21 protein-coding genes are annotated in these 23631 nt (G+C 66.6%); 8 read left to right on the forward strand and 13 right to left on the reverse strand.

The annotated features are described in order from the left end of the window. Positions 1 to 86 precede the first annotated feature (86 nt). The 3 genes from AC2FAN_RS25095 to AC2FAN_RS25105 all read left to right on the forward strand — a co-directional run bounded on the left by AC2FAN_RS25095 (position 87) and on the right by AC2FAN_RS25105 (position 2481). A complete protein-coding gene (locus tag AC2FAN_RS25095) occupies positions 87 to 872 on the forward strand; it encodes a 3-hydroxybutyrate dehydrogenase (protein ID WP_485176781.1) in 786 nt (261 codons plus the stop codon). Further along, a complete protein-coding gene (locus tag AC2FAN_RS25100) occupies positions 869 to 1939 on the forward strand; it encodes a patatin-like phospholipase family protein (protein ID WP_476806198.1) in 1071 nt (356 codons plus the stop codon). Before AC2FAN_RS25095 ends, AC2FAN_RS25100 begins: the two co-directional genes overlap by 4 nt. A gap of 125 nt (positions 1940 to 2064) precedes the next feature. Further along, a complete protein-coding gene (locus tag AC2FAN_RS25105; protein WP_047578809.1) occupies positions 2065 to 2481 on the forward strand; it encodes a DUF3830 family protein in 417 nt (138 codons plus the stop codon). 61 nt (positions 2482 to 2542) lie between these two features. On the opposite strand, the gene AC2FAN_RS25110 is transcribed toward AC2FAN_RS25105, so the two are convergent. The 3 genes from AC2FAN_RS25110 to AC2FAN_RS25120 all read right to left on the reverse strand — a co-directional run bounded on the left by AC2FAN_RS25110 (position 2543) and on the right by AC2FAN_RS25120 (position 5330). Beyond that, positions 2543 to 4414, reverse strand: a complete 1872-nt coding sequence (locus AC2FAN_RS25110) for a cation:proton antiporter domain-containing protein (protein WP_265049982.1) — start codon at positions 4412 to 4414, stop codon at positions 2543 to 2545. Positions 4415 to 4622: 208 nt separating this feature from the next. Continuing rightward, entirely contained in the window at positions 4623 to 4943 is a 321-nt protein-coding gene (locus AC2FAN_RS25115) for a polyhydroxyalkanoic acid system family protein (RefSeq protein WP_265049981.1), read from the reverse strand. Between the two features lie 177 nt (positions 4944 to 5120). Next, entirely contained in the window at positions 5121 to 5330 is a 210-nt protein-coding gene (locus AC2FAN_RS25120; protein WP_265049980.1) for a hypothetical protein, read from the reverse strand. A gap of 177 nt (positions 5331 to 5507) precedes the next feature. Between AC2FAN_RS25120 and AC2FAN_RS25125 the strand changes: the two genes are divergently transcribed. Next, the gene (locus AC2FAN_RS25125; RefSeq protein WP_485176783.1) at positions 5508 to 6170 is read left to right on the forward strand and encodes a hypothetical protein; all 663 of its coding nucleotides are present in this window, start codon (positions 5508 to 5510) and stop codon (positions 6168 to 6170) included. Between the two features lie 102 nt (positions 6171 to 6272). Here the strand turns inward: AC2FAN_RS25125 and AC2FAN_RS25130 are convergent, their stop codons facing one another. Further along, on the reverse strand, positions 6273 to 6572 hold the full coding sequence (locus tag AC2FAN_RS25130) for a hypothetical protein (protein WP_476806194.1): 300 nt from the start codon (positions 6570 to 6572) through the stop codon (positions 6273 to 6275). A 43-nt stretch (positions 6573 to 6615) separates the two neighbouring features. Between AC2FAN_RS25130 and AC2FAN_RS25135 the strand changes: the two genes are divergently transcribed. Next, positions 6616 to 7137: a DUF4156 domain-containing protein gene (locus AC2FAN_RS25135; protein ID WP_476806193.1), complete on the forward strand. Its 522-nt coding sequence runs from the start codon at positions 6616 to 6618 to the stop codon at positions 7135 to 7137. A gap of 66 nt (positions 7138 to 7203) precedes the next feature. Here AC2FAN_RS25135 and iolB read toward each other — a convergent pair whose 3' ends face one another. From iolB to AC2FAN_RS25175, 8 genes are all read right to left on the reverse strand, one after another. Beyond that, positions 7204 to 8001 (reverse strand): 5-deoxy-glucuronate isomerase, encoded by a 798-nt coding sequence (iolB, locus tag AC2FAN_RS25140; protein WP_485176785.1) that lies wholly within the window; start codon positions 7999 to 8001, stop codon positions 7204 to 7206. A gap of 196 nt (positions 8002 to 8197) precedes the next feature. Then, complete coding sequence (iolE, locus tag AC2FAN_RS25145; RefSeq protein WP_485176786.1) at positions 8198 to 9082, reverse strand: myo-inosose-2 dehydratase; 885 nt, start codon at positions 9080 to 9082, stop codon at positions 8198 to 8200. 26 nt (positions 9083 to 9108) lie between these two features. Further along, a complete protein-coding gene (gene iolD, locus AC2FAN_RS25150) occupies positions 9109 to 10959 on the reverse strand; it encodes a 3D-(3,5/4)-trihydroxycyclohexane-1,2-dione acylhydrolase (decyclizing) (RefSeq protein ID WP_485176787.1) in 1851 nt (616 codons plus the stop codon). Positions 10960 to 11119: 160 nt separating this feature from the next. Beyond that, positions 11120 to 13054 (reverse strand): bifunctional 5-dehydro-2-deoxygluconokinase/5-dehydro-2-deoxyphosphogluconate aldolase, encoded by a 1935-nt coding sequence (locus tag AC2FAN_RS25155; RefSeq protein ID WP_485176789.1) that lies wholly within the window; start codon positions 13052 to 13054, stop codon positions 11120 to 11122. Between the two features lie 106 nt (positions 13055 to 13160). Beyond that, complete coding sequence (locus AC2FAN_RS25160; RefSeq protein ID WP_265049972.1) at positions 13161 to 14024, reverse strand: MurR/RpiR family transcriptional regulator; 864 nt, start codon at positions 14022 to 14024, stop codon at positions 13161 to 13163. Positions 14025 to 14238: 214 nt separating this feature from the next. After that, positions 14239 to 15042, reverse strand: coding sequence for an SDR family NAD(P)-dependent oxidoreductase (locus AC2FAN_RS25165; protein ID WP_485176791.1), 804 nt, complete (start codon positions 15040 to 15042; stop codon positions 14239 to 14241). A gap of 152 nt (positions 15043 to 15194) precedes the next feature. Continuing rightward, positions 15195 to 16214, reverse strand: a complete 1020-nt coding sequence (locus AC2FAN_RS25170) for a TRAP transporter substrate-binding protein (protein WP_265049970.1) — start codon at positions 16212 to 16214, stop codon at positions 15195 to 15197. Between the two features lie 189 nt (positions 16215 to 16403). Beyond that, positions 16404 to 18272: a TRAP transporter large permease gene (locus AC2FAN_RS25175; RefSeq protein WP_265049969.1), complete on the reverse strand. Its 1869-nt coding sequence runs from the start codon at positions 18270 to 18272 to the stop codon at positions 16404 to 16406. 226 nt (positions 18273 to 18498) lie between these two features. Between AC2FAN_RS25175 and AC2FAN_RS25180 the strand changes: the two genes are divergently transcribed. From AC2FAN_RS25180 to AC2FAN_RS25190, 3 genes are read left to right on the forward strand one after another with little or no spacing between them, the layout of a single operon-like run. Beyond that, a complete protein-coding gene (locus tag AC2FAN_RS25180; RefSeq protein ID WP_485176792.1) occupies positions 18499 to 19386 on the forward strand; it encodes an IclR family transcriptional regulator in 888 nt (295 codons plus the stop codon). Next, positions 19383 to 21017, forward strand: coding sequence for an acyl-CoA synthetase (locus tag AC2FAN_RS25185; protein ID WP_485176793.1), 1635 nt, complete (start codon positions 19383 to 19385; stop codon positions 21015 to 21017). The genes AC2FAN_RS25180 and AC2FAN_RS25185 overlap by 4 nt, the downstream gene beginning before the upstream one ends. Further along, positions 21014 to 21868 carry a PCC domain-containing protein gene (locus AC2FAN_RS25190; RefSeq protein WP_485176795.1) on the forward strand — a complete coding sequence of 285 codons (855 nt, stop codon included), beginning with the start codon at positions 21014 to 21016 and terminating at the stop codon, positions 21866 to 21868. The genes AC2FAN_RS25185 and AC2FAN_RS25190 overlap by 4 nt, the downstream gene beginning before the upstream one ends. A gap of 118 nt (positions 21869 to 21986) precedes the next feature. Here the strand turns inward: AC2FAN_RS25190 and AC2FAN_RS25195 are convergent, their stop codons facing one another. Next, positions 21987 to 23612, reverse strand: coding sequence for an acyl-CoA synthetase (locus AC2FAN_RS25195; RefSeq protein WP_442865030.1), 1626 nt, complete (start codon positions 23610 to 23612; stop codon positions 21987 to 21989). Between the last annotated feature and the right edge of the window lie 19 nt (positions 23613 to 23631).

Below are 23631 nucleotides of genomic sequence, written 5' to 3' on the forward strand. Positions count from 1 at the left end.
CGTGCGATGATATCCAATCGTTGCATTGCCTTGTTCGAACACGAACCTAAGCATTTTCTCCCCGATTGTCAGGAGCCTTGACGCTCATGTTCCTTAAAGATCGCACTGCCGCCATCACCGGCTCGACTTCCGGCATCGGGCTCGCCTATGCCCGCGCACTCGCCAAGGAGGGCGCCAACCTCGTCATCAACGGAATTATGCCAGCCGCCGATGCCGAGAAGCTGCGCACCGATCTGGAGCAGGAATTCGGCATCAAGGTGGTGTTTTCGCCGGCCGATATGACGAAGCCCGCCGAGATCGCCGGTTTCATCGCCGAGGGCGAGAAGGCCTTCGGCGCCATCGACATCCTGATCAACAATGCCGGCATCCAGTTCGTTTCGCCGATCGACGAGTTCCCGATCGAGAAATGGGACCAGATCATCGCGATCAACCTGTCCTCGGCCTTCCACACGATCCGCGCCGCCCTGCCGAAGATGAAGGAAAAGGGCTGGGGCCGGATCATCAACACGGCTTCGGCGCATGCCTTCGTCGCCTCGCCGTTCAAATCGGCCTATGTGGCAGCCAAGCACGGCATTGCCGGGCTGACCAAGACCGTGGCGCTCGAGGTCGCGACCAAGGGCATCACCGTCAATGCCATCGCGCCGGGCTATGTCTGGACGCCGCTGGTCGAGAAGCAGATTCCGGACACGATGAAGGCGCGCGGCCTGACCAAGGAGCAGGTCATCAACGACGTGCTGCTCGACGCCCAGCCGACCAAGGAGTTCGTCACGGTCGAGCAGGTCGCGGCGCTCGCCGTCTTCCTCTGCACCGACTCTGCCAAGTCGATCACCGGGGCGACGCTGCCGATGGATGGCGGCTGGACCGCCGCATGAGCGGGCGCCCGTCCCGCAAGCCCGAGCTGGTCAAGGGGCTGGCCGGGCCGAAGGCGGAGAAGACGATCTCGCTGGCGCTGCAGGGCGGGGGCGCGCATGGCGCCTTCACCTGGGGCGTGCTCGACGTCATCCTGGAGGATGGGCGGCTCGGTATCGAGGCGCTGACCGGCACGAGCGCCGGCGCGATGAATGCCGTCGTGCTGGCCGAGGGCTGGGTCGACGGCGGCGCCGATGGCGCGCGGGCCAAGCTGGAGGCGTTCTGGCGGGCGATCAGCGTCGACGGCAAGTATGGCGGCTCCGAGCGCTCGCTGCTCGACACCATGCTCGGCGCCTGGGGCAGCAACGGCACGCCGCCCGGCCTGCTCTTCCTGGAGATGTTCTCGAAGGTCGCCAGCCCCTATGACGTCAACCCGCTGAACATCAACCCGCTGCGCGGCGTCATCTCCGACCTGATCGATTTCGAGAAGGTGCGCTCCCACGATGCGGTGAAGCTCTTCATCGCCGCCACCAATGTCCGGACCGGCAAGATCGCCGTGTTCGAAGGCGGGGACCTGACCGCGGACCATGTGATGGCCTCGGCATGCCTGCCGATGGTGTTCCAGGCGGTGGAGATCCATGGCGAGGCCTATTGGGACGGCGGCTATATGGGCAATCCCGCCCTGTTCCCGCTGTTCTACAAGGCGCATTGCGACGACATCCTGCTGGTGCAGATCAACCCGGTCCAGCGCAAGGAACTGCCGACCAAGGCCCGCGAGATCCAGGATCGCCTGAACGAGATCACCTTCAACGCCTCGACACTGCGCGAGCTGCGGGCGATCGATTTCGTCAACCGGCTGGTCGATGCCGGCAAGCTGCCACGCGACGAATACAAGCGCGTGCTGATGCACCGGATCGACGGCGGCCCGCCGCTGGCGGAGCTGAGCTCCTCGTCGCGGATGAACGCCGAATGGTCCTTCCTGCTCAGGCTGCGCGACATGGGGCGCGCGGCGGCGAAGCGCTGGCTCAAGCGCAATTACGAGGCGATCGGCAAGGCGGGCACGCTCGATCTCAAGGACGCGATCACCTGAGGCAGGGGCGCCACGATCCTTCGCTTTCCGGCGCCTCTCTTGTTCCCCTAGCTACTCTTGCGCGAGGGCGCAGCGGAATGGCATTCACCGGATCCGGGACCCCATTGCAGAAAGACAGGGATTTCATGAGCAAGCTGATCGTCACTGCCGGGCCGTTCAAGTTCGACGCCAAGTTCGAGCTGGAGGCCGCCCCGAAGACCTGCGCCGCTTTCAAAAAGCAGATGCCGTTCATCAGCAAGATGGTGCATGTGCGCTGGAGTGGCGAAGGCGTCTGGATGCCGCTCGGCGATCTCGATTTCGGCGTCGGCTACGAGAACAACACGGCCTATCCGGCGCCCGGACACATCATCCTGTATCCGGGCGGCGTCAGCGAGACCGAAATCTTGTTGGCCTATGGCGGCGTGCAGTTCGCCAGCAAGGCTGGCGTGCTCTCCGGCAACCACTTCATCACCCTGACTTCGGGGCTGGAGAACCTCTACACGCTCGGCCGCAAGACGCTCTACGAAGGCGTGCAGGACGTCCGCTTCGACCTCGTCGACTGAGCCGGGTTCGGCAAATCCGCTGACATCGAAAGGGCGGGGCGCATGGCGCCCCGCCCTTTTTTCAGGCCGCGGCCGACGGGTCGGCGGGCGAATCGTCCGACGCGGAGGCGCGGGGCTTCACAAGGTGGAGCCCACCCGCTGCGTCCGGCCTGGCGTCTTCCGGCTTCGCCTCGGGCGGTGAGGCTTCCGGCTGAGCCGCTCCCGCGAGGTTCTGGCAGAGTCCGAGCATGGCGCGGGCGATCTCGGCCTCGCCCATGATCGTCAGCGTCGCGCCGCACTTGGTGAGATGGGCGACCTCGGCATCGGAATGGGCGCGGGCGACGATCGGAAGCGTCGGGTTCTCCGCCCGGGCCTGCTCGCAGACCTGGCCGGCCTCGAAGCTGCCGGGAATGGCGACGAAGAGGCGGATGGCGCGCCCGACCGCCGCGGCCGACAGCACCTCGGGATCGGCCGCATTGCCGACGAGCAGCTCCGCGCCGTCGCGCTTCGCCGTCGCGACTGCGTCGGGATTGTCCTCGATGACCAGCAGCTTCGAGCCCTGGGCCAGCAGCCCGGCACCGAGCAGGCTGCCGACGCGGCCGTAACCGACCACGACGATGTGATCCTTGAGGCTGGTCGGGGTGACGTCCCGCTCGGGCGCCGCCTCCGGCTGGGCCTCGGAAGCAGTTGGCTCGGGCTCCGCCGCTTCGGCGGGGGCGGCTGCTGGCTTCGGCTTCGCCACCGGCGCCTCGGGGGCCAGGCGCTCAACGATCGCGAACATCACCGGGTTGAACAGGATCGACAGGATCGCGCCGGCCAGGATGAGATCGCGCCCCTGTGCCGGCAGGATGCCGAGCGCGCTGCCGAGCCCGGCGAGGATGAAGGAGAACTCGCCGATCTGGGCGAGCGAGGCCGAGATCGTCAGCGCAACCGCGTTCGAGCGGCCGAAGGCACGCACGATCATCCAGGCGGCGACGGATTTGCCGATCAGGATGATGGCGAGCGTGGCGATTAGGGGGCCGGGCGCCCGCAGGATGATGCCGGGGTCGAAGAGCATGCCGACCGAGACGAAGAACAGCACCGCGAAGGCGTCCCGCAGCGGCAGGGTCTCCTCGGCGGCGCGCTGCGAGAGCGGCGATTCCGACAGGATCATGCCGGCGAAGAAGGCGCCGAGCGCGAAGGAGACGCCGAACAGGGTCGCGGCCAGATAAGCGACGCCGAGCGCCACGGCGAGCACGGCGAGGCGGAAGAGCTCGCGCGAGCCCGTATGCGCGACCCAGTGCAGGACCCAGGGAATGACGCGCCGCCCGACGACGAGCATGAAGGCGAGGAAGCCGATCAGCTTGGCGAAGGTCAGGCCGAGCACGCCCCAGATGCCGAGGTCGAAGCGGGTCGCCAGCGGCGCGCTCGCGCCCGGCTGCGAGCCGCCGTTGATGATCTCGGCCAGCACCGGCAGCAGCACCAGCGCGAGCACCATCGCCATGTCCTCGACGATCAGCCAGCCGACCGCGATGCGGCCACGCTCGGTCTGGACCAGCCGCCGCTCCTGCAGGGCGCGGAGCAGAACGACGGTCGATGCAGTCGAAAGAGCCAGGCCGAAGACCGCACCGGAGAACCAGTTCCAGCCGAGCAGCGTCCCGAGCCCGAGGCCGAGCAGCGTCGCGATGCCGATCTGCACGACGGCGCCCGGCACGGCAATCGCCTTCACCGAGAGCAGGTCCTTCAGGGAGAAATGCAGGCCGACGCCGAACATCAGCAGGATGACGCCGATCTCGGCGAGCTCGTTGGCGAGGTTCTGGTCGGCGACGAAGCCCGGCGTGAAGGGGCCGACGGCGACGCCGGCGACGAGATAGCCGACGAGGGGGGAAATCCGCAGTTTTTGGGCGATAGCCCCGAAGACGAAAGCAAGGCCGAGGCCCGCGACGATGATGGCGATCAGCGGGCCGTGATGCATGGGTCTCCCGAGTCCGAAACGTCAAGTAATCGAAAATGCTGGAACGCTTCGGAGCATGGGGTTTGAAGCCGCCGATTTCAACCTAAGGACGTACGTCTTTTAGGCCGGCGCTGCCGAGTTTTCCGCCCGCGGCCGCGAGCCGCGGCCGCGAATTATCAGAAGCCATCTCCGGAGTGCGCGCCTGCTGGCGGGCGCAAGGGCGACCGGCTCAGGCCTTCGGTTTTTCCAGGAGGATCTGGCCCTGCTTCTGGACGCCGATCTTCAGCTTCTCGGCGAAGACGGCCAGCATCCAGGGCAGTGTGACCTCGACGCGGACCAGGCTGTCCTCGACCTCGATGCGGCCATGGACGGTCTGGCCGAGCGCGCCCACGCCGAAATGCAGGTTGTCGCCGTCCCAGCGCTCCTCGACGAGCTGCATCCTGACCATGCCGAGCTTGTCGCGAATGCGATCTAGCCCGCTGCGCAGGCGATCGAGCGCGCCCACGCGGCCGAGGTCATGCGAGATGGTGATGGAGACGGGTTTACCCATGGAACCTCATCGGAAAGCGGAGCCGAGCTGCGAAACCAGGCCCGGACATGGCACGAGGCCCAGACATGGCGACGGCGCCGGAGTTTTTCCAGCGCCGTCGAAAAGCCCGCCGGGAGGCGGGCATGATGATCGACAATGATGATGATACGGAACGGAACCCGGCCTTCGGCCGGAGGCTCAATCGCGCTCGATGAGGCGCCTGTGCCCGGTCTGGGTGACGCGCCAGACGATCCCGTCCGACTCGACCAGCCCACGATCCCGCAAGGCAAGCAGCATCGTGTCGTCGAAGATGAAGTGCTGGGTCTGTTCTTCGATGCTCTCCAGCGCGATCCATTCGGGATCCGAGAGAACTGCAGGATGAGCGATCTGGAGGTGCTGAACGTGCATAAGCGTCTCCTTCTCGTTGAATGCCCCTGTTCCGCGATAGATCGCATCCAAACATGACCGGGTTATGGCCGAACAGGCGAAGAATGATGACCCAAGCGTTTTCGACCGTCGCGGGAACACAGGCCCGGAGTCTCTCGTTCATTGCACATGCCCGCTTCCAGAAACGGAGAAACCGCCATGGCGATCACCAACAGATTCCCGCCCGATGTTCAGAACGCTGCCGACGAGATCCAGGACGAGGCCGAGACGACCGTGCGGTCGCTGCGCAGCAAGGCGGCCGATATGGCCGACAAGGCGAGCGAGACCGTGAAGGACGGCTATGAGCGAGCCAAGGAAGCCTGGGACGAGGCCGATCCGATGGAGGCGGTTCGAGAAGGCGGGGACACCGTCGTGCGCACCGTCGAGCGGCATCCGCTCGCGACGCTCGGCCTGGGTGCCGTGAGCATCGGGCTGATTGCCTGGGCGACGCTGCGCAGCCAGCCCTCCTCGCGCTGGGAGCGCTACGAGCCGGACTATGGCCGCATGCGTAGCTGGCTCAACGACTACGGCTCCGATGCTGCGGACGCCGGCAACCGTGCCCTGAAGGCTGGCAGCAGCTGGCTGAGCGCCCGCCGCGAGAGCGCGGACGATTATGCGGATCGCGCCAACGACTACGCGGCGCGGGCGCGCGACTATGCCGATATGGGCGGCCGCATGCTGGCGAAGCGCGCGGAGCGCGAGCCCATGGCCGTCATGGTCGGGCTGGGGCTTGCCGTTTATGTGATCGGCTCGCTTCTGACGTCGGCTTCGAGCGCGGCCAAGGAGCCGGCTCCGGCGCGGCGACGTACTGCCAAGCGCTGAAGCAACCAGCTCTCCTAAGAAGAAGGGCCCTGCGGCATGCCGCAGGGCCCTTCTTTTCATTATCCTATGGGGAGACGCATCCTAATGGGATGCGCTCACCTATCACCACCAGTAGCCACGGCGTCCGTAATAGCCGCGGCCGTAATAAGAGCGGTTGTCGGCGGCAACGAGGGCGCCCCCGATGACACCGGCCGCGACGCCGGCTGCGACGGCATTGCCGGTTTCGTTCGAGGCGCGGCGGTTCTCGACATAGTTCGCCGAACGGCACTGCTGATAAGCACGGGTGCCCGGACGGAAGCCCTGGGCCTCACAGGTGACTTCAGCGTCGGCCATGGACTCCTGCGCGGTCTGGCAACCGGCAAGGAGCGCGGCCATGGCGCCAACAATCAAAATGCTACGCATCGTTTATCCTTTTTCAGCCTCCCATTGGCCTGTCGCGACTTAAATGCAGCCGCCATCGCAGGTCAAGAATGACGCGGGCTTTGCGTTAAAGTTCGTGCGGTCGAATTCATTCAATCCCGCAGCAATCAGTGCCTCAGGAAAGCAGCGGCGAACCTGCCGGGCGGCAAGACGCCGCTTCCATATCCCCGGACTTGCATTTATGGCGGAGCGGCTGAACATGGGGCACAAATCGATCAGGACAGCCCGAACCATGGCAATGCCGCGTTTCTTCATTCTTGTGCCGGCTTTGTTGCTGGGGGCCTGCGCCTATCACACCTCGCGCAGCAGCATCGTCGTGGTGACCGATGCGAAGGGGGTTGTGGAGAACTGCACCAAGCTTGGCGAGATCGACGGCAGGTCCGATCTGCATTCGGTGCTGCTGACGGATACGGCGCGCGATTCGATCATCACCCGCCTGAAGATCAAGGGCGCGGAGATGGGTGGAACCCATGTCTTCTCCACTGTCGCCGACATCAAGTGGAAGGGGCCGGAGACCTCCGGCACGGTCTACAAGTGCAATCCATGAGACGGATGCCGACTGAACTGCTCACGGGCGCCCAGGCCTGACCTCGGCGCCCGAAGGGCAGGTGGTTCAGCTCTTCAGCATCCACTCATGCTCGGCGGCGTTGTGGAACTTCCATGTCCGCTTCGGCCCGGCCATGACGTTGAGATAATAGAGATCGTAGCCATGGCAGGTGGCGCAGGGGTGATAGCCCTTCGGCACCAGCACGACGTCGCCATCCTCGATCGCCATCGCTTCGTCGAGGCTGCGGTCGTCGGTATAGACGCGCTGGAAGCCGAAGCCCTGCGGCGGGTTGAGGCGGTGGTAGTAGGTTTCTTCGAGGTATGACTCTTGCGGCAGCTCGTCCCGGTCGTGCTTGTGGGGCGGATAGCTTGACGTGTTGCCGGCGGGCGTGATGACCTCGACCACCAGCAGGGAATCCGCCGGCTCGCCTTCGGGCAGGATGTTGGTGACGTGGCGCGTGTTCGAGCCCTTGCCACGGATTTCCTGGCCGAGATCGCCGGGCTTGATGACGCGTACGGGTAAACCGCCTTTAAGCCCAGGCGCGCTGCAGATCGCGAGTTCGAGATCGGTGGTGGCGGTGACCGACCAATCGGAATCCTGCGGAATATAGACCGACCACGGCTTGCCCTCGAACGGCGTCATGCGCTCGCCGAGTTCGCCGAGCCCTTGCCCGCCGGCCGTGACCTCGCCCTTGCCGGTGACGAAGACGAGGCAGGTCTCGCGGTCGCCGGTCCTGGCCGAGACGGTTTCGCCCGGCTTCAGCCGGTGCAGATCGAAGCCGACATAGGTCCAGCCGGCGCTTTCCGGCGTGACATGGGTGACGCGGCCAAGGGAGCCGGAGGGGCGGATCTTGAGATGGGACATGGGTCGGTTCCTTGGCGATTGAGGCGTTGGCCGCAGGACCACGCCGTCATTCCGGGGCTTCGCGCAGCGAAGAGCCCGGAACCCATAACCGCTGCCTATACCGAACAGGGCGGCGCCGTTCCGGAAACGTCTTCACCAACTGCGGTTATGGGTTCCGGGCTCGCCCTGCGGGCGCCCCGGAATGACGGCGGCGGTGTTAAGCCAATCCGGCTTCCTTGATGAAGCGCGCCAGATTGGCATGGCCGAGCTTGGCATAGGTCGCCGGCTCGGCCTTCTTCGGATCCTGCTCCGCCTCGACGACGATCCAGCCGGAATAGCCCTGAAGCTCCCTGAGCACGCGAACATAGTCGATGAGGCCGTCGCCCGGCACGGTATAGACGCCGGCGAGCACGGATTCGAGGAAGGACCAGTCCTCGCGATTGGAGCGCCACATCACGGCTTCGCGGATGTCCTTGCAGTGGACATGGTGGATGCGCGCCTTCCAGTGACGGGCGATGCGGGCCGGGTCGCCGCCGCCCCAGGTGGCATGGCCGGTGTCGAGCAGCAGGCCGACGGCCGGGCCGGTGACGCCCATGAAGCGATCGATCTCGGCCTCGGTCTGCACCACCGTACCCATGTGATGGTGATAGACGAGCTGCAGGCCGTACTCGGCCTTCACCGCCTCGGCGAAGTTGGTGTAGCGCGCGCCGAAATCGTCCCATTTCGCTTTTGGCAGGACCGGCCGCGCCGAAAGCGGCCTGGTGATGTCGGAATGGATCGCGTTCGACGTCTCCGCCGCGATCAGGACCGAGCAGCCCATGTCGCGCAGCAGCGTCGCGTGAGCCTTGACGGCCGCCATCTCGGCGGCGACGTCGCGGACGAGCAGCTCGGTCGAGTACCAGCCCGAGACGAGGGCGTGGCCGTGAGCGTCCAGGATCGGCTTCAGCTTGCCGGCCTCGCGCGGAAACTTGTTGCCGAGCTCCATGCCGGTGAAGCCGGCTTCTCGCGCCTCGTTCAGGCAGGTTTCGAGCGGGATGTCGCCGCCGATCTCCAGCATGTCGTCATTCGACCAGCCGATGGGGTTCGCGCCGATGCGGATCATGTCTTTCGTCTTTCCGATAGGCGGGTTCAGTCGCCGATGTGCTGCCGCTTCACGCGGGTTTCATAGTTGGCTCGCGCCGCCCGGACTTCCGCGCGCGCGCTGACCTCGGGCACCGCCACGTCCCACCAGGCGCCGCCGGCGCCGGTCGAGATCAGCGGGTCGGTGTCGATGACGACGACCGTGGTGCGGGTGTTGGCCTTGGCCTGCGCCAGCGCGGTCTCCAGTTCGGCAATCGACGCCGCCTTGGTCGCGATGGCGCCGAGGCTGGCGGCATGGGCGACGAAGTCGATCTCGGGCAGCGTCTCGTGGCGGGCATCCTTCAGCAGGTTGTTGAAGGAGGCGCTGCCGGTGGCGTTCTGGAGGCGGTTGATGCAGCCGTAGCCGCGATTGTCGAGCAGGACGATGGTGAGCTTCAGGCCCAGCATCACCGAGGTAGCGATCTCGGAATTGAGCATGAGATAGGAGCCGTCGCCGACCATGACGACGATTTCCTTCTCCGGTTTCGCCATCTTGGCGCCGAGCCCGCCGGCGATCTCGTAGCCCATGCAGGAGAAGCCGTATTCGCCGTGATAGGAACCGGGCGGGCCGGCCTGCCAGAGCTTGTGCAACTCGCCCGGCAGACCGCCTGCCGCATGCAGCAGAATGATATCCGAGCCGAGACTGCGTTGAACCGCGCCGATGACCTGCGCGTCCGAGGGCAGGGCGGCGTTGGTGGCGGCCGTGACCTGATCCGCTTCCCTGCGCCAGTCGGCCTTGCCGGCCTTGGCGTCGGCGGTCCAGCTTTCCGGGGCCTTCCAGCCGGCGATGGCCTCAGCCAGTTCGGCAAGACCTTCGCGCGCGTCGGCGACGAGCGGCAGGGCCCGGTGCTTGCCGGCATCGAAAGCCTGAACGTTGAGGCCGATGATCGTCTTCTGCGGGGCGCCGAACAGTGCCCAAGAGCCGGTGGTGAAATCCTGCAGGCGTGAGCCGACCGCGAGGATGAGGTCGGCCTCGGCGGCGAGACGGTTGGCGGCCGCGGTGCCGGTGACGCCGACGGCCGCCATGTTCAGCGGGTTGTCGTCCGGCAGGGAGGACTTGCCCCCTTGCGTCTCGCAGACGGGAATGCCCGTCGCGGCCGAGAAGCGGGCGAGATCGTCGGAGGCGCCGGAATAGAGCACGCCGCCGCCAGCGACGATCAATGGCTTCCTTGCGGCCTTCAGGGCCTCGGCGGCGGCCTTCAGCTCGGCGCGGTCGGCGCGCGGACGACGCGGCGTCCAGAGGCGTTCAGTGAAGAAGCTCTCGGGGTAATCATAGGCCTCGGCCTGAACGTCCTGGCAGAGCGCGAGCGTCACAGGGCCGCATTCGGCGGGGTCGGTCAGCACCTGCATGGCGCGGGCGAGCGCCGGGATGATCTGCCCGGGCCGGGTGATGCGGTCGAAATAGCGCGAGACGGGCTTAAAGCAGTCATTCGCCGAGACGGTGCCGTCGCCGAAAGCCTCGACCTGCTGGAGGACGGGATCGGGAATGCGGTTGGCGAAGACGTCGCCCGGCAGCAGCAGCACCGGCAGGCGGTTGACATGGGCCAGCGCCGCAGCGGTGACGAGGTTGGTCGCGCCGGGGCCGATCGAGGTGGTCGCGGCCATGAAGCGGCGGCGCATGTTCGCCTTGGCGTAGGCGATGGCGGCATGGGCCATGGCCTGCTCGTTATGGGCGCGGAAGGTCGGCAGGCGCTCGCGCTCGTGCCAGAGCGCCTCGCCGAGGCCCGCGACGTTGCCATGGCCGAAGATCGCCCAGACGCCGCCGAAGATCGGGAGACGCTCTCCGTCGATCTCGGTCATCTGGCGGCTGAGGAAGCGCGTCAGCGCCTGTGCCATGGTGAGGCGGATGGTGCCAGTCATTTCGGATTCCGACTTTCCGCAACGAATGATGAAGTCATCCCGGGCGAGGGAAGCGAGACCCCGGATCCATGCCGGAACCGTTCAGGCATGGATCCCGGCTCGGCGCCGCTCGCGCGGCTTGGCCGGGATGACCCGCGTGGGTGGGCCGATCGCATGAAAGCTATGCCGCCTTGCGGCCGCGCGTGGCAAGCCAGAGGTCGGTCAACGCGCCGAAGCGCCTGGCCATGTCGGCGATGGCAGCCTCGTCATCCAGCTGGCCCGAAAGCCAGCCCTCGGCTGCCGACATGAAGATGGTGCGGCCGACTGCGAAACCCTTGACGACCGGCGCATTGGCCGTGGCGGCAAAGCCGGCTTCCAACTCCTCGACCGGCGCGTCGAGGCCGAGCAGGAGGACGCCGCGGCACCAGGGATCGTGCTTCGCGATGGTCTGCTCGATGGCCGCCCAGGCGGCAGGTGAGGATTGCGGCTCGAGCTTCCACCAGTCCGGCTTGATGCCGAGCGCGTAGATCTCCTCCAGCGCGCGGGCGATGGTGTCGGGGCCGAGCGGGCCGTTCTTGCCGGCGATGATCTCGATCAGGAGCTCGCGGCCGACCTTGCGCGCCGCCTCGAACAGGCCGCGCAGCTTGTCCTGCTGGGCCTGCTTCAGTTCAGGAGCATCGTCCGGATGATAGAAGCACAGGCACTTGATGCAGTGCTCGACCGGCCATTCCGGCAGGGCCGAGCCGATATCCTGGCTCATCTCGAACCGCAGCGGGCGCGAGCCCGGCAGTTCGACCGGGCGGCCGAGCCAGGCGAAGGGATGGCGGGCGAATTCGAACATCGCCTCGCGGCCATGCTTCTCGTCGAGCAGCATGCCGTAGCCGGGCCGGCCATTGGCGACGCGGGCGGCGGCCTTGACTGCGAGCACCTTGAAGTCGCGGATGCGGGCGGGATCGGTCCCGGCCTTCGCCGCCAGCTCCTCGAGCTGCGAGCGATGGTCGCAGGCCAGCGCCATCAGCGAGGGGATGTCGCGGCGGCGCGTCGTCGCCCAATGGATGTGGTTTATGTCCTCATCCTTGCGCAGGGCGCGGTGCGGGCTGCCGTTCTTCAGGAAATACTGCAGTTCCTCGAAGGTCGGGCTTTCCGGCGAGCAGAGCAGGCGCGAGACCGCGAAGGCGCCGCAGGCATTGGCCCAGGTCGCCGCGGTCTGCAGGGTTTCGCCGCCGAGCCAGCCGCGCAGGAAGCCGGACATGAAGGCGTCGCCCGCGCCGAGCACATTGTAGACCTCGATCGGGAAACCCTTGCCGACGATACCGTCTTCCAGATCGTCCGGGATCGCGCCGTCATAGACGATGCAGCCCATCGGGCCGCGCTTGAGCACGATGGTCGCAGGCGTCAGCGCGCGAATGGTCTTCAGCGCCGGCAGCAACTCGCTTTCGCCGGACGCGATCAGCACCTCTTCTTCCGTGCCGATGATGAGGTCGCAGCCGGGCAGGACCGTCTTCATCCGCTCGGAGACGGCCTGCGAGGCGATGTAGCGGTTGTCGCCGGCGTCATGGCCGGCGAGGCCCCAGAGATTGGGGCGATAGTCGATGTCGAGCACGACCTTGCCGCCGTTCCCGTGCATCAGCTTCATCGCCTTGCGCTGGGCGGCCTCCGGCTTCGGGCGCGCGAAATGCGTACCGGTGACGACGACGGCGCGGGCCTTCGCGATGAAGGCGGGGTCGATGTCGCCCTCCTCCAGCGCCATGTCGGCGCAGTTCTCGCGATAGAACAGCAGCGGGAAGGATGTGTCGCTCTCGACCGAGAGGATGGCGAGCGCGGTCAGCCGCTCGGGGTCGGTCTTGAGCCCGTCGAGATTGACGCCTTCGCGGCCGAGCTGCTCGCGCAGGAAGCGGCCGAACTGCTCGTTGCCGACGCGGGTGAGCAAGGCCGAACGTAGCCCGAGCCGCGCCGTGCCGATGGCGATGTTCGCCGGGCAGCCCCCGACCGACTTGGCGAAGCTGGTGACATCCTCGAGCCGCGAGCCGATCTGCTGGCCGTAGAGGTCGACCGAAGCGCGGCCGATGGTGATGACGTCGAGCGCCTGCGCCGATCCGCCGAGCGGTCCCGTCATATCATCCTCCCGGCTGCGATGCTCGTTGGGGCCGAACGACCCTTGCTGCCGTCATGAAATAATAATTCCATTATTTCGTCAATGCGGAATAGATGTTCCTCAGACGTCAAGCTTGCCCGCGCCGGCGACCCTTGCGGCCGATGCGGCGGGCCTCGCCGATGCCGACGGAGAGCGCCATCGCCAGCGCCATGGTCGAGGAGAGCGTGCGGAAGCCGCCGAAATCGGCCTCGGCGACCTCGAACCAGAGGCTGGCGAAGCTCGCGAGCGGGGAAAAGGCGCTATCGGTGATGGCGACCAGCGGGACGCCGCGTTCGGCGAGGCCGCGTGCGTCCTCGACGGTGGCCTGCGCGTAGGGCGAGAAGCTGACGACGAGCACGGCGTCCTTCGGCGAGGCGAAGGCGATCATCTCCGGGTCGAGCCCGGCCGCCGATTCGACGAGCTGGTAGCGGACGCCGAGCTTGCCGAGCGCATAGGCGAGATAGCTCGCGATGGGGTATGAGCGGCGGCGGGCGAGGATATAGATGGTCTCTGCCCCCGCCAGCATCGTGATCGCGCGGTCGAGCGTCGCGTCGTCGAGGCTGCGGCTCATCACGTCGAGCGACTTGCGCGAGGCGGTGAGAAAGCCGTCGAGAATGTGGTGGTTACCGGCGGCGCCTTCGCCGGTCCGCAGCGTGCTGAGGCGCTCCTCATAGCTCGAATTGCGCTCGCGCAGCCGCTCGCGGAAGACGCCCTGCAGGCTGGTGAAGCCATCGAAGCCGAGATGCTGGGCGAAGCGGATCAGCGTCGAGGGCTGGACGCCGGCCGAGACGGCGATGCTGGCGGCGGTGCCGAAGGCGATCTCGTCGGGATTGTCGAGCGAATAGGCCGCGATCTGGGCGATGCGCTTGGGCAGGCTCTCGCGCTGGGCGAGAATCAGCGTGCGCAGGCCGTCGAAATCGCGCGGCAGTTCCGCAACGGCGGTTTCGCTCATTCTTGGGTTTCCGTTGCCGTCCCTGTTGCGACAGTTCTGGCAGCGAAGCGGAAATGGAGCAAGCGTTCCAATGGGGGAATGAACAATCGACGGGGGAGAGGCTGTCATGCTCGGGCTTGACCCGAGCATCTCCTGCCGAAAGAGGCTCCGGCCGCTTCTTCGGCATGAGATTCTCGGGTTTCCGCTTCGCTTCGCCTGAGAATGACGCCGCGAGTCAGCCCGGCAGGCCGGCGGTGCAGCTCTGGCCGCCATCGACCGGCAGGCAGACACCGGTGATGAACTTCGCCTCGTCGGAGGCGAGGAAGACGGCGGCGTTGGCGATGTCCCAGGCCGTGCCCATCTTGCCCATCGGCACCTGCGCATCGCGTGCGGCGACCATCTCCTCGACCGAGGCGTATTGCGAGGAGATCTGCTTGTAGATCAGCGGGGTGTCGATCAGGCCGGGCATGATGCAGTTGGCGCGGATGTTCTGCCGGGCGTACTGCATCGCCAGCGCGACGGTCGCCTGGTTCACCGCCGCCTTGGTGGCGTAGTAGGCGAAGTAGGGATAGCCGGTCCAGCGGATGGCGGCGAGCGAGGAGATGTTGACGATGGCGCCGCCGCCGCCCTTCAGCATCTGCGGGATCACGGCCTTGGCGCAGCGATAGACCGAGCCGAGATTGAGCTGCAGCGAGGCGTTGAACTGCTCCTCCGACAGCTCGACCGGCCCGCCCATGTGGGTAACGCCGACATTGTTGTGCAGGATGTCGATGCGGCCGAAATGGCGCGCCGCGTCGGCGACGCAGGCCTCGACCGAGGCGAGCTTCGTGACGTCGGCGGCGAGCGCCAGCGCCTTGCCGCCTTCACCGGCGATGATGCTTGCCGTCTCTTCGGCGGCTTCGCGGTTCAGGTCGACGCAGGCGACGCCGGCGCCCTCGCGGGCGTAGGCGACAGCGGCGGCCTTGCCATTGCCCCAGCCGGGCCCCGACGAGCCGGCGCCGAAGACGATGGCGATCTTGCCCTTCAGCCGGTCGGCCATGGTGGTCAGTCTTTCTGTGGCGTAGCGCGGACGCGTCGAGGAAGCGCGTCATGCTCGGGCTTGACCCGAGCATGACGGAAACCAGAGCTAGCTGGTCATGAGATTCTCGGGTCGAAGCTTCGCTTCGCCCGAGAATGACGGTTACGGAGCGATCAGCTCAGCGAGCTGCCGACCGCCTTCTCCAGGATCGTCCAGGCCTCGTCGCCGTACTTCTTCTTCCACTCGGCATAGAAGCCGGCCTTGCGCAGCGCTTCGCGGAAGGCGTCGGCCTTGGTCTCGTTGGCAACCATGCCCTTCGAGACCAGCTCGCCCTGCAGGCCGGCGTTGAGCTTGAAGACGTCGTCTCGCTCCAGAAGGGCGGCGGCGTTGATGTTCTTGGCGACGATGGCGCGCAGGTCCTCCGGCAGCTTCTCCCAGGCGCGGCGATTGGCCAGGAACCAGAAGCCATCCCACATGTGGTTGGTCAGCGAGAGATACTTCTGCACTTCGAAGAGCTTGGCCGTCGAGATGATGGCGAGGGGGTTCTCCTGGCCGTCGACGATCTTGGTCTGCAGGGCCGTGTAGACCTCGGCGAAGTTGATGCTGGCCGGGGCCGACTGGAAGGCGGTGAACATCGAGGTCCAGAGCGGGGAGACCGGCACGCGGATCTTGAAGCCCTTGAGGTCCTCGGGCGTGTTGACCGGGCCCCTGGAGGAGGTGATCTGGCGGAAGCCGTTGTCCCAGATCTTGTCCATGACGACGAGGTTGGCCTTGTTGATCTGGCCGCGGACGTAAGCGCCGAGCTCGCCGTCCATCGCTTTCCAGACCGCATCGTAGTTCGGGAAGGCGAAGCCGATGCCCGACAGCGAGGCGTTGGCGACCAGCGTCGACAGGATCAGCGGCGAGAGCGTGAAGAACTCGACGCCGCCCGAGCGGACCTGGCTCAGCATGTCGGTGTCGGAGCCGAGCTGGTTGTTCGGGAAGATCTGGATATCGACGCGCCCGTTCGTCTCCTGCTTGATCTTCGCCACCGCCTCGTTGGCGCGCGTGTTCATCGGGTGCGCGACGGGCAGGTTGTTGGCGTATTTGTAGGTGAACTCGGCGGCCTGCGCATTGGCGCGGCCGATATGGAAGGTGCCGATGGCGGAGGCGGCGGCTGTCGCCTGGAGCAGGCTGCGGCGTGAGATGGTCATGGGCGTTTTCTCCTTGGATTGCTTTTACTTGTTGCTGCGGCTGATTTCAGGGGCGGGTCATCCCGGCCGCAGCGTAGCGGAGCGCCGGGATCCATCGTAGGGCTCTGTGCTCTACGATGGATCCCGGATCTGCGCGGCTAGCGCCGCTTGTCCGGGATGACGTCGAGCCTGTTCGTTTCAACATGAGCTTCACAGCACCCAGGTCGATAGGCCGGGGACGAGGGCGATGACGACGAGGCCGATCAGCAGCGCGATGAGATAGGGCCAGATCGCGCCCATCGCTTCGTCCGGCGAGACGTTGCCGATCTTGCAGGCGATATAGAAGCCGATGCCGATCGGCGGCGTCATCAGGCCGATGTTCATCGCCGTGACGACGACCATCGAATAATGGATGTCGTTGATGCCGAGGTTCTTGGCGATCGGGAACATCAGCGGCGCCATCAGCACGATCGCCGGCAGGCCTTCCAGCACGCAGCCGAGGATCATGAAGACGACGATCGTGACCGCCATGAAGGTGAGCCAGCCGCCGGGCAGGCCCGCCATGAAGGTGGCGAGGTCGCGGGCGAAGCCGGTCTGGGTCAGGGCCCAGGCCATGGCGAGCGCGGTGCCGAGAATCATCAGGATTGCGCCCGAGAGCGCGGCGGTCTCGACCAGCATGGCGTAGAACTTGGCCCGGCCGATGCCGCCATAGAGCACCATGCCGATGATCAGCGCGTAGAGCACGGCGATGGTCGAGACTTCCGTGGCGGTGGCGACGCCGCCGCCGACCGCGGCCCGGATGATGAAGGGCAGGACGAGCGCGGGCGCGGCGATCAGAGCCGCCTTGCCGATGATCGAGAAGGGCGCGCGACGCACGCCCTTCATATCCTCGGCCATCGCCTTCCAGCGGGCGAGGCCGGCGAGCGCCAGCAGCAGCACGCCGGCGATGACGAAGCCGGCATTGAACAGCCCGGCGATCGAGACGCCGGCGACGGAGCCGAGCACGATCAGCACGATCGAGGGCGGCACGGTGTCGGCCATCGCCGCGCCGGTGGAGAGCAGCGCGATCAGGTCCTTGGGCTTGTAGCCGCGCCGCTTCATCTCGGGGAAGAGAGCGGGCGCGACCGTCGCCATGTCCGAGACCTTGGAGCCCGAGATGCCGGAAACCAGGAAGAGCGAGCCGAGCAGGACATAGGACATGCCGGCGCGGACATGGCCGAGCATCGAGGCGAGGAAGTCGACGATCGCCTTGCCCATGCCGGTGGCGTCGAGGATGCAGCCGAGCAGCACGAAGATCGGCACCGAGAGCAGGATGATGCTCGACATGCCCTCATCCATGCGCCCGACCATCACGACGGTCGGCACGCTGGTCGAGAACATCAGGAAACAGAGCGTGCCCAGCCCGAAGCAGAAGGCGATGGGAACGCCGGCAACAAGGCAGAGCGCGACGACGCCGATCAGGAAGATCAGGATGTTGAGGTAGCCAAGTCCCTTGAAGACCGGCGTGCCCAGCCAGAACAGCAGGCCCAGGCCCACGATCGTGGCGGCGGCCAGGGCCAGATCCTGCGGGCGGGAGGTCTTGATCGCATAGCGCAGTGCGAGCAGCAGCATCAGCACGATGCCGATGGCGATGGCGGAGACGCGCCAGCTATTGGGAATGTTGAGCGCGGCCGAGGTGACGTAGCTTTCCTCGATCGTGTAGTCGATCGCGGGATAGACCATGGCCGCCAGGAAGGCCGCGATGGCGAGCAGCGCGAAGGTCTCGACGAACTGGCGCAGCCGCTCCGGCATCATGTTGACGAAGAGCGACAGGCGCAGATGCTCGTTGCGGTCGATGGCGATGGCCGAGCCGAGCATGGCCAGCCATATGAACGAGATCGAGGCGACCTCGTCGACCCAGACGAAGGGCAGCGAGAAGACATAGCGCGAGGTGACGCCGAGCAGCAGCACGCAGATGATGAAGGCGACGAGCGCGCCGGCGACGAACTCGACCGGGCGCATGATCGGGGAGCCGGGGCGCGCATCCGCGTTCTCGCTCAGGTTCTCGGGCAGCGCCAGCGTATCGACGACATCGACCATGCCGCGACCTCAGCTACGGCTTGGGCGGCACGGGCTTGTCCCCGCCACGCAGTGTGCCTCTAGGGCCATCGCTCATCCTCCCTTCGCGCCGATCTTGTGAACTGTCGGCGTCGATTGTGGTCCACACTGTGAGCAGTGGACGCGTGGCAGATTTACACGATGAAGGCGGCGTTGCAATCGGCAATGCACCAATCTAGGCTCTGAGGATAAGAACAAGGTCCATATCATGGACTATCTGGAGGAGCGCTTGCCGCAGAGTTCCGCGCCGGAAGCCGGTCTGTCCGGCTCGCAGAGCGTCGACCGCGCTCTGGGGCTGCTCTCGCTGATCGGGCGCGAGCCGGCCGAAGGCTTGCCGCTCGGCGAGATCGTCTCCGGCAGCGGGCTCAACAAGCCGACGACGCGGCGGCTGCTGCTGGCGCTGATGCGGGCCGGGCTCGTCGAGCAGGAGCCGCAGACGCGCCGCTATTGCCTGGGCGAGGAGGCCTTCGTGCTCGGCGTGCTGGCGGGGCGCCGCCATGGCGTGCTCGATATGGCGATGGACAGCCTTCGCCGTCTTTCGACGGACACGAAGGATACGAGCTTCCTGACCGTGCGGCGCGAGAATTATGCGATCTGCCTGCATCGGGAGGAGGGCACCTATCCGGTGCGGACCCATGCGCTGCAGGGTGGCGACCAGCATCCGCTGGGCGTCGGGGCGGGTTCACTCGCGATCCTCGCCGCGCTGCCGGACGACGATGTGGACCGCATCATCGCCGCCAACGCGGCCGTGCTGCTGGCGCGCTATCCGGGCTTCGCGCCCGAAGCGATGCGCGCCGATATCGTCGAGACGCGCGAGCGCGGCTTCTCGCTCAATCCCGGCCGGCTCGTCGCCAGCTCATGGGGAGTAGGCCGCGCCTTCCGCTATCCGGACGGGCGCGTCGCCGGGGCTTTGTCGATCGCCGCGATCGACAGCCGCATGGCGCCGGCGCGGCAGACCGAGCTTTCGGGGCTGCTGGTACGCGAGGGCGTGCGGATGGAAGCGCTGCTGGCGCAGATGTTCGTTTCCAAACAGGGCGCCAGGCCCATGACGGCGGCCGCGCCGCGATCGATCGAGACAGGGAGAGCCGCACGATGAGCTCCGTAACCGCAGCCCCCGCCGGAGGCGTCGTGCCGATGACGCGGCGCGTGATGAACCTCGCCCATATCGCGACGCAGAACGCGCGGCGCCTGGCCGAGCACCCCGCCTTCATCTGGGGCGAGAAGACGCTCGACTGGGCCGAGATCGATGCGCAGGTCTCGGCGCTGGCGGCGGGCCTGAAGGCGCGCGGCATCGGCAAGGGCGACCGTCTGCTCGTCCATTCCAAGAACTGCGACGCGATGTTCGTCTCGATGTTCGCGACCTTCCGGCTTGGCGCGGTCTGGGTACCCACGAATTTCCGCCTGCTGCCGCACGAGGTGGCCTATCTCGCCACGGCCTCCGGCGCCAAGGGCTTCCTCTGCCATGGCGACTTCCCGGAGCATGCCGCGGCGGTTGCCGCCACGAGCTCGGCGCCGGAGTTCACCTGGCGGATTGGCGATGGAGCCTTCGGCGAGGACGAGGTCGGGGCGGTGATCGCGCGCCATCGCGGCCAAAAGGTCGAGAACGCCGCGGTCGAGCATGACGATCCCTGCTGGTTCTTCTTCACCTCGGGCACGACCGGGCGCTCCAAGGCCGCCGTGCTGACCCATGGCCAGATGGGCTTCGTGATCACCAACCATCTCTGCGACCTGGTGCCGGGCTCGACCGAGGCCGACGCCTCGCTGGTGGTGGCGCCGCTCTCGCATGGCGCGGGCGTGCACCAATTAGTGATCTCGGCGCGCGGCGCGGCCTCGATCCTGTTGCCGACCGAACGATTCGATATCGACGAGGCCTATCGGCTGATCGCCAAGCACCGCATCACCAATATCTTCACGGTGCCGACGATCCTGAAGATGCTGGTCGAGCATCCCGCCGCCGACCAGCACGACCATTCCAGCCTGCGCCACATCATCTATGCGGGGGCGCCGATGTATCGCGAGGACCAGAAGGCGGCGCTCGCCAAGCTCGGCAAGGTGATCGTGCAGTATTTCGGGCTGGGCGAGGTGACCGGCAACATCACCGTGCTGCCGCCGGCGCTGCATGAGCCCGAAGACGGGCCGCATGCGCGCATCGGCACCTGCGGCTTCGAGCGCACGGGCATGCAGGTGCAGATTCAGGACGAGGACGGGAAGGAGGTCGGCGCGAACGTGCAGGGCGAGATCTGCGTGATCGGCCCGGCCGTCTTTGCCGGCTACTACGACAACGCCGAGGCCAATGCGAAATCCTTCCGCGGCGGGTGGTTCCGGACCGGCGATCTCGGCCATATGGACGAGCAGGGCTTCGTCTACATCACCGGCCGCGCCTCGGACATGTACATCTCCGGCGGCTCGAACATTTATCCGCGCGAGATCGAGGAGAAGATCCTGACCCATCCGGCTATCGCCGAGGTCGCGGTGCTCGGCGTGCCCGACCCGGTCTGGGGCGAGATCGGCATCGCGGTCTGCGTCAACAGGCCAGGACAGCGCGCGACGGAGGCCGAGATCGCCGATTTCCTTAGCCCCAAGATCGCGCGCTACAAGATGCCGAAGCGTTTCCTGTTCTGGGAGGCCCTGCCGAAATCCGGCTATGGCAAGGTGCCGAAACGCCTCGTCAAGGACGAGCTGGAAAAGCGTGGCGAGCTCGATTTCCTGAAGGGGAGGGCAAAGTGAGGCGGATCGAGCAGCCCGGCATCGGCACGCCCGAGCGCATCCAGTGGGCGGAATGCCATGGGCTTTCCTTCCCGATGACGCTGCAGGCGGGCTTGCCGCTGCTGGAGGCCGTCAGGCGCAGCTTCGCGGCGGCGGGCTTCGTCTCCGGCGTGGCCAAGCTTGACGGGCTCAAGCTCTCGCCCTTCGCCTATGTGATGCCGGCGTTGTCGAAGACGCCGGAGCACGCCGCTTTCTACAGCGAGACCTTCCGGCCAGCGGGGGTGACGCAGGTCGAGCTCGGCGCGATGACCTTCGGCCAGCGCGACGGCACGCCGTTCTTCCACGCCCATGCACTCTGGGCTGAGGGGCCGGCCAAGCGCAGCGGCGGTCATATCCTGCCCGACGAGACGGTGGTCGCCGAGACGATCACGCTGCCGGCGGTGGGGCTCGACGGGACGGCTTTCGTCGCCGAGCCGGACGGGGAGACGAATTTCAAACTGTTCGGGCCGAAACCGGCGGCGCTGCTCGACGCGACGCGCAACGGGCGTTTCTTTGCGCTGCGGGTGAAGCCAAACGTCGATTTCTGCGAAGCGCTGGAGCGGTTCTGCGCCGAGCATGGCATCCGGGAGGCGGTGATCCATGGCGGTGTCGGCTCGACGATCGGCGCGCGCTTCGCGGATGGCGGGGTGGTCGAGAATTTCGCCACGGAGGTCGCGATCACTCATGGACGGATCGCGGCGGGCGAGGGCGGGTTCGAGGCTGCGATCGATGTCGCGCTGGTCGACTACAAGGGCACGCTGGCGAGCGGGCGGCTGAAGCGCGGCGACAATCCGGTGCTGATGACCTTCGAGCTGGTGCTGGAGGCGCGATAGCAGCGTCGTCATTCTCGGGCGGAACGTAGCGCAGACCCGAGAATCTCCTGCCGAACAAGGTGCGTCGGAGCCTCTTTGCCAGAGATGCTCGGGTCAAGCCCGAGCATGACGAGAGGTTTCAGCCGCCCCGCTGCTTCTCGATCTCCCGATTCCGCAGATCCTTGCGCATGATCTTGCCTGTGGCGGTCAGCGGTAGCTCCGTCACGAACTCGACCTCGCGCGGATACTGGTAGGCCGCCAGCCGGTCGCGCACGAAGGCCTGGATCTCGGCTGCCAGCGCCGCGGAAGGATCGATGCCCGGCTTCGGCAACACGAACGCCTTGACGATCTCGGTGCGGACGGGGTCTGGCACGCCGACGACCGCCACCATCAGCACGGCCGGGTGGCGGATGATGCAATCCTCGATATCGCCCGGGCCGATGCGGTAGGAGCCCGAGGAGATGATGTCGTCGTCGCGGCCCTGGAACCAGAAATAGCCCTCATCGTCGCGCGACCCGGTATCGCCGGTGACCAGCCAGTCGCCGATGAATTTCGCCGCGGTGGCGTCGGGCTGGTTCCAGTATTCCAGCATCATTACCGGGTCCGGCCTGTTGACCGCGATCAGCCCCGGCTCGCCGGGCGGCAACTCACGCCCCTCGGGCGAGATCACCGCCACGCGGTGGCCGGGCACGGCGTGGCCCATCGAGCCCGGCTTTACCGGAAACAGGCTGGCGCAATTGGCGACGAGGAGGTTCGCCTCGGTCTGGCCGTAGAATTCGTTGACCGGGAAACCGAAGGTCTCGCGGCTCCAGTCGAGCATGTCGGCGCCGAGCGTCTCGCCGCCGGTGCCGATCGAGCGCATGGAATAGCCGAAGCGCTGGGGATTGCCGACCTGCCGCATCAGTTTGAGGGCTGTCGGCGGCAGGAAGGCGTTGCGGACCTTGTGGCGCGCCATCAGCGCGAAGGCAGCCTCGGGATCGAATTTGCGGGCGCGGGAGGCGAGCACCGGCACGCCGCAATAGAGGCTCGGCAGCAGCACATCGAGCAGTCCGCCGATCCAGGCCCAGTCGGCGGGTGTCCAGAACAGGTCGCCGGCCTGCGGGAAGAACTCCTGCGGCATCTGCACGCCCGGCAGATGGCCGAGCAGGACGCGATGGGCATGGAGCGCGCCCTTCGGCTTACCGGTGGTCCCGGAGGTATAGATGATCACGGCCGGGTCGTCGGCGCGGGTGTCGGCGGCGGTGAAGCTGTCGGAAGCCTTCGCCATCTCCGCCTCGAAATCGAGATGGCCGGCGCCGCCGACGACGAAGATCTTGCGCAGGTTCGGCAGCGCATCGCGGATTGCCTCGACCTTGCCGATGTTCTCGGCATCGGTGACGAGGACGCTGGCGCCGCTATGGCCGAGCCGGTGCTCCAGCGCCTCCGGGCCGAACTGGATGAAGAGCGGCAGGGCGATGGCGCCGCGCTTGTAGGTGCCGAGATGGGCGATCGCGGTCTGCGGCGATTGCGGCAGCAGAATGCCGACGCGCTCGCCCGGGCCGATGCCGTGAGCGCTGAGCAGATTGGCGAAGCGGTTCGATGCACGGGCGAGGTCGTCGAACGAGAGCGTCGCGACCTTGCCGTCAGCCTCCTCGAAGATCAGGGCCGGACGGCCGGTGCCGTCGGCATGGGCGTCCGAGCAGGCGGTGCCGATGTTGAAGCGCTCCGGGATGCGCCAGGCGAAGCGGCGCAGCGAATCTTCATAAGTCGTGCCGCGCTCCAACACAGGTCCGCTCCGGTCGCTC

The organism is Allobosea sp. RIT-PG3_2 (genome assembly GCF_057321085.1).

Bases quoted from the DNA above. Each gene is read 5' to 3' on its own strand.
- AC2FAN_RS25095 (WP_485176781.1), top strand. From the start codon at position 87: ATGTTCCTTAAAGATCGCACTGCCGCCATCACCGGCTCGACTTCCGGC.
- AC2FAN_RS25100 (WP_476806198.1), top strand. From the start codon at position 869: ATGAGCGGGCGCCCGTCCCGCAAGCCCGAGCTGGTCAAGGGGCTGGCC.
- AC2FAN_RS25105 (WP_047578809.1), top strand. From the start codon at position 2,065: ATGAGCAAGCTGATCGTCACTGCCGGGCCGTTCAAGTTCGACGCCAAG.
- AC2FAN_RS25110 (WP_265049982.1), bottom strand. From the start codon at position 4,414: ATGCATCACGGCCCGCTGATCGCCATCATCGTCGCGGGCCTCGGCCTT.
- AC2FAN_RS25115 (WP_265049981.1), bottom strand. From the start codon at position 4,943: ATGGGTAAACCCGTCTCCATCACCATCTCGCATGACCTCGGCCGCGTG.
- AC2FAN_RS25120 (WP_265049980.1), bottom strand. From the start codon at position 5,330: ATGCACGTTCAGCACCTCCAGATCGCTCATCCTGCAGTTCTCTCGGAT.
- AC2FAN_RS25125 (WP_485176783.1), top strand. From the start codon at position 5,508: ATGGCGATCACCAACAGATTCCCGCCCGATGTTCAGAACGCTGCCGAC.
- AC2FAN_RS25130 (WP_476806194.1), bottom strand. From the start codon at position 6,572: ATGCGTAGCATTTTGATTGTTGGCGCCATGGCCGCGCTCCTTGCCGGT.
- AC2FAN_RS25135 (WP_476806193.1), top strand. From the start codon at position 6,616: ATGCAGCCGCCATCGCAGGTCAAGAATGACGCGGGCTTTGCGTTAAAG.
- iolB (WP_485176785.1), bottom strand. From the start codon at position 8,001: ATGTCCCATCTCAAGATCCGCCCCTCCGGCTCCCTTGGCCGCGTCACC.
- iolE (WP_485176786.1), bottom strand. From the start codon at position 9,082: ATGATCCGCATCGGCGCGAACCCCATCGGCTGGTCGAATGACGACATG.
- iolD (WP_485176787.1), bottom strand. From the start codon at position 10,959: ATGACTGGCACCATCCGCCTCACCATGGCACAGGCGCTGACGCGCTTC.
- AC2FAN_RS25155 (WP_485176789.1), bottom strand. From the start codon at position 13,054: ATGACGGGACCGCTCGGCGGATCGGCGCAGGCGCTCGACGTCATCACC.
- AC2FAN_RS25160 (WP_265049972.1), bottom strand. From the start codon at position 14,024: ATGAGCGAAACCGCCGTTGCGGAACTGCCGCGCGATTTCGACGGCCTG.
- AC2FAN_RS25165 (WP_485176791.1), bottom strand. From the start codon at position 15,042: ATGGCCGACCGGCTGAAGGGCAAGATCGCCATCGTCTTCGGCGCCGGC.
- AC2FAN_RS25170 (WP_265049970.1), bottom strand. From the start codon at position 16,214: ATGACCATCTCACGCCGCAGCCTGCTCCAGGCGACAGCCGCCGCCTCC.
- AC2FAN_RS25175 (WP_265049969.1), bottom strand. From the start codon at position 18,272: ATGGTCGATGTCGTCGATACGCTGGCGCTGCCCGAGAACCTGAGCGAG.
- AC2FAN_RS25180 (WP_485176792.1), top strand. From the start codon at position 18,499: ATGGACTATCTGGAGGAGCGCTTGCCGCAGAGTTCCGCGCCGGAAGCC.
- AC2FAN_RS25185 (WP_485176793.1), top strand. From the start codon at position 19,383: ATGAGCTCCGTAACCGCAGCCCCCGCCGGAGGCGTCGTGCCGATGACG.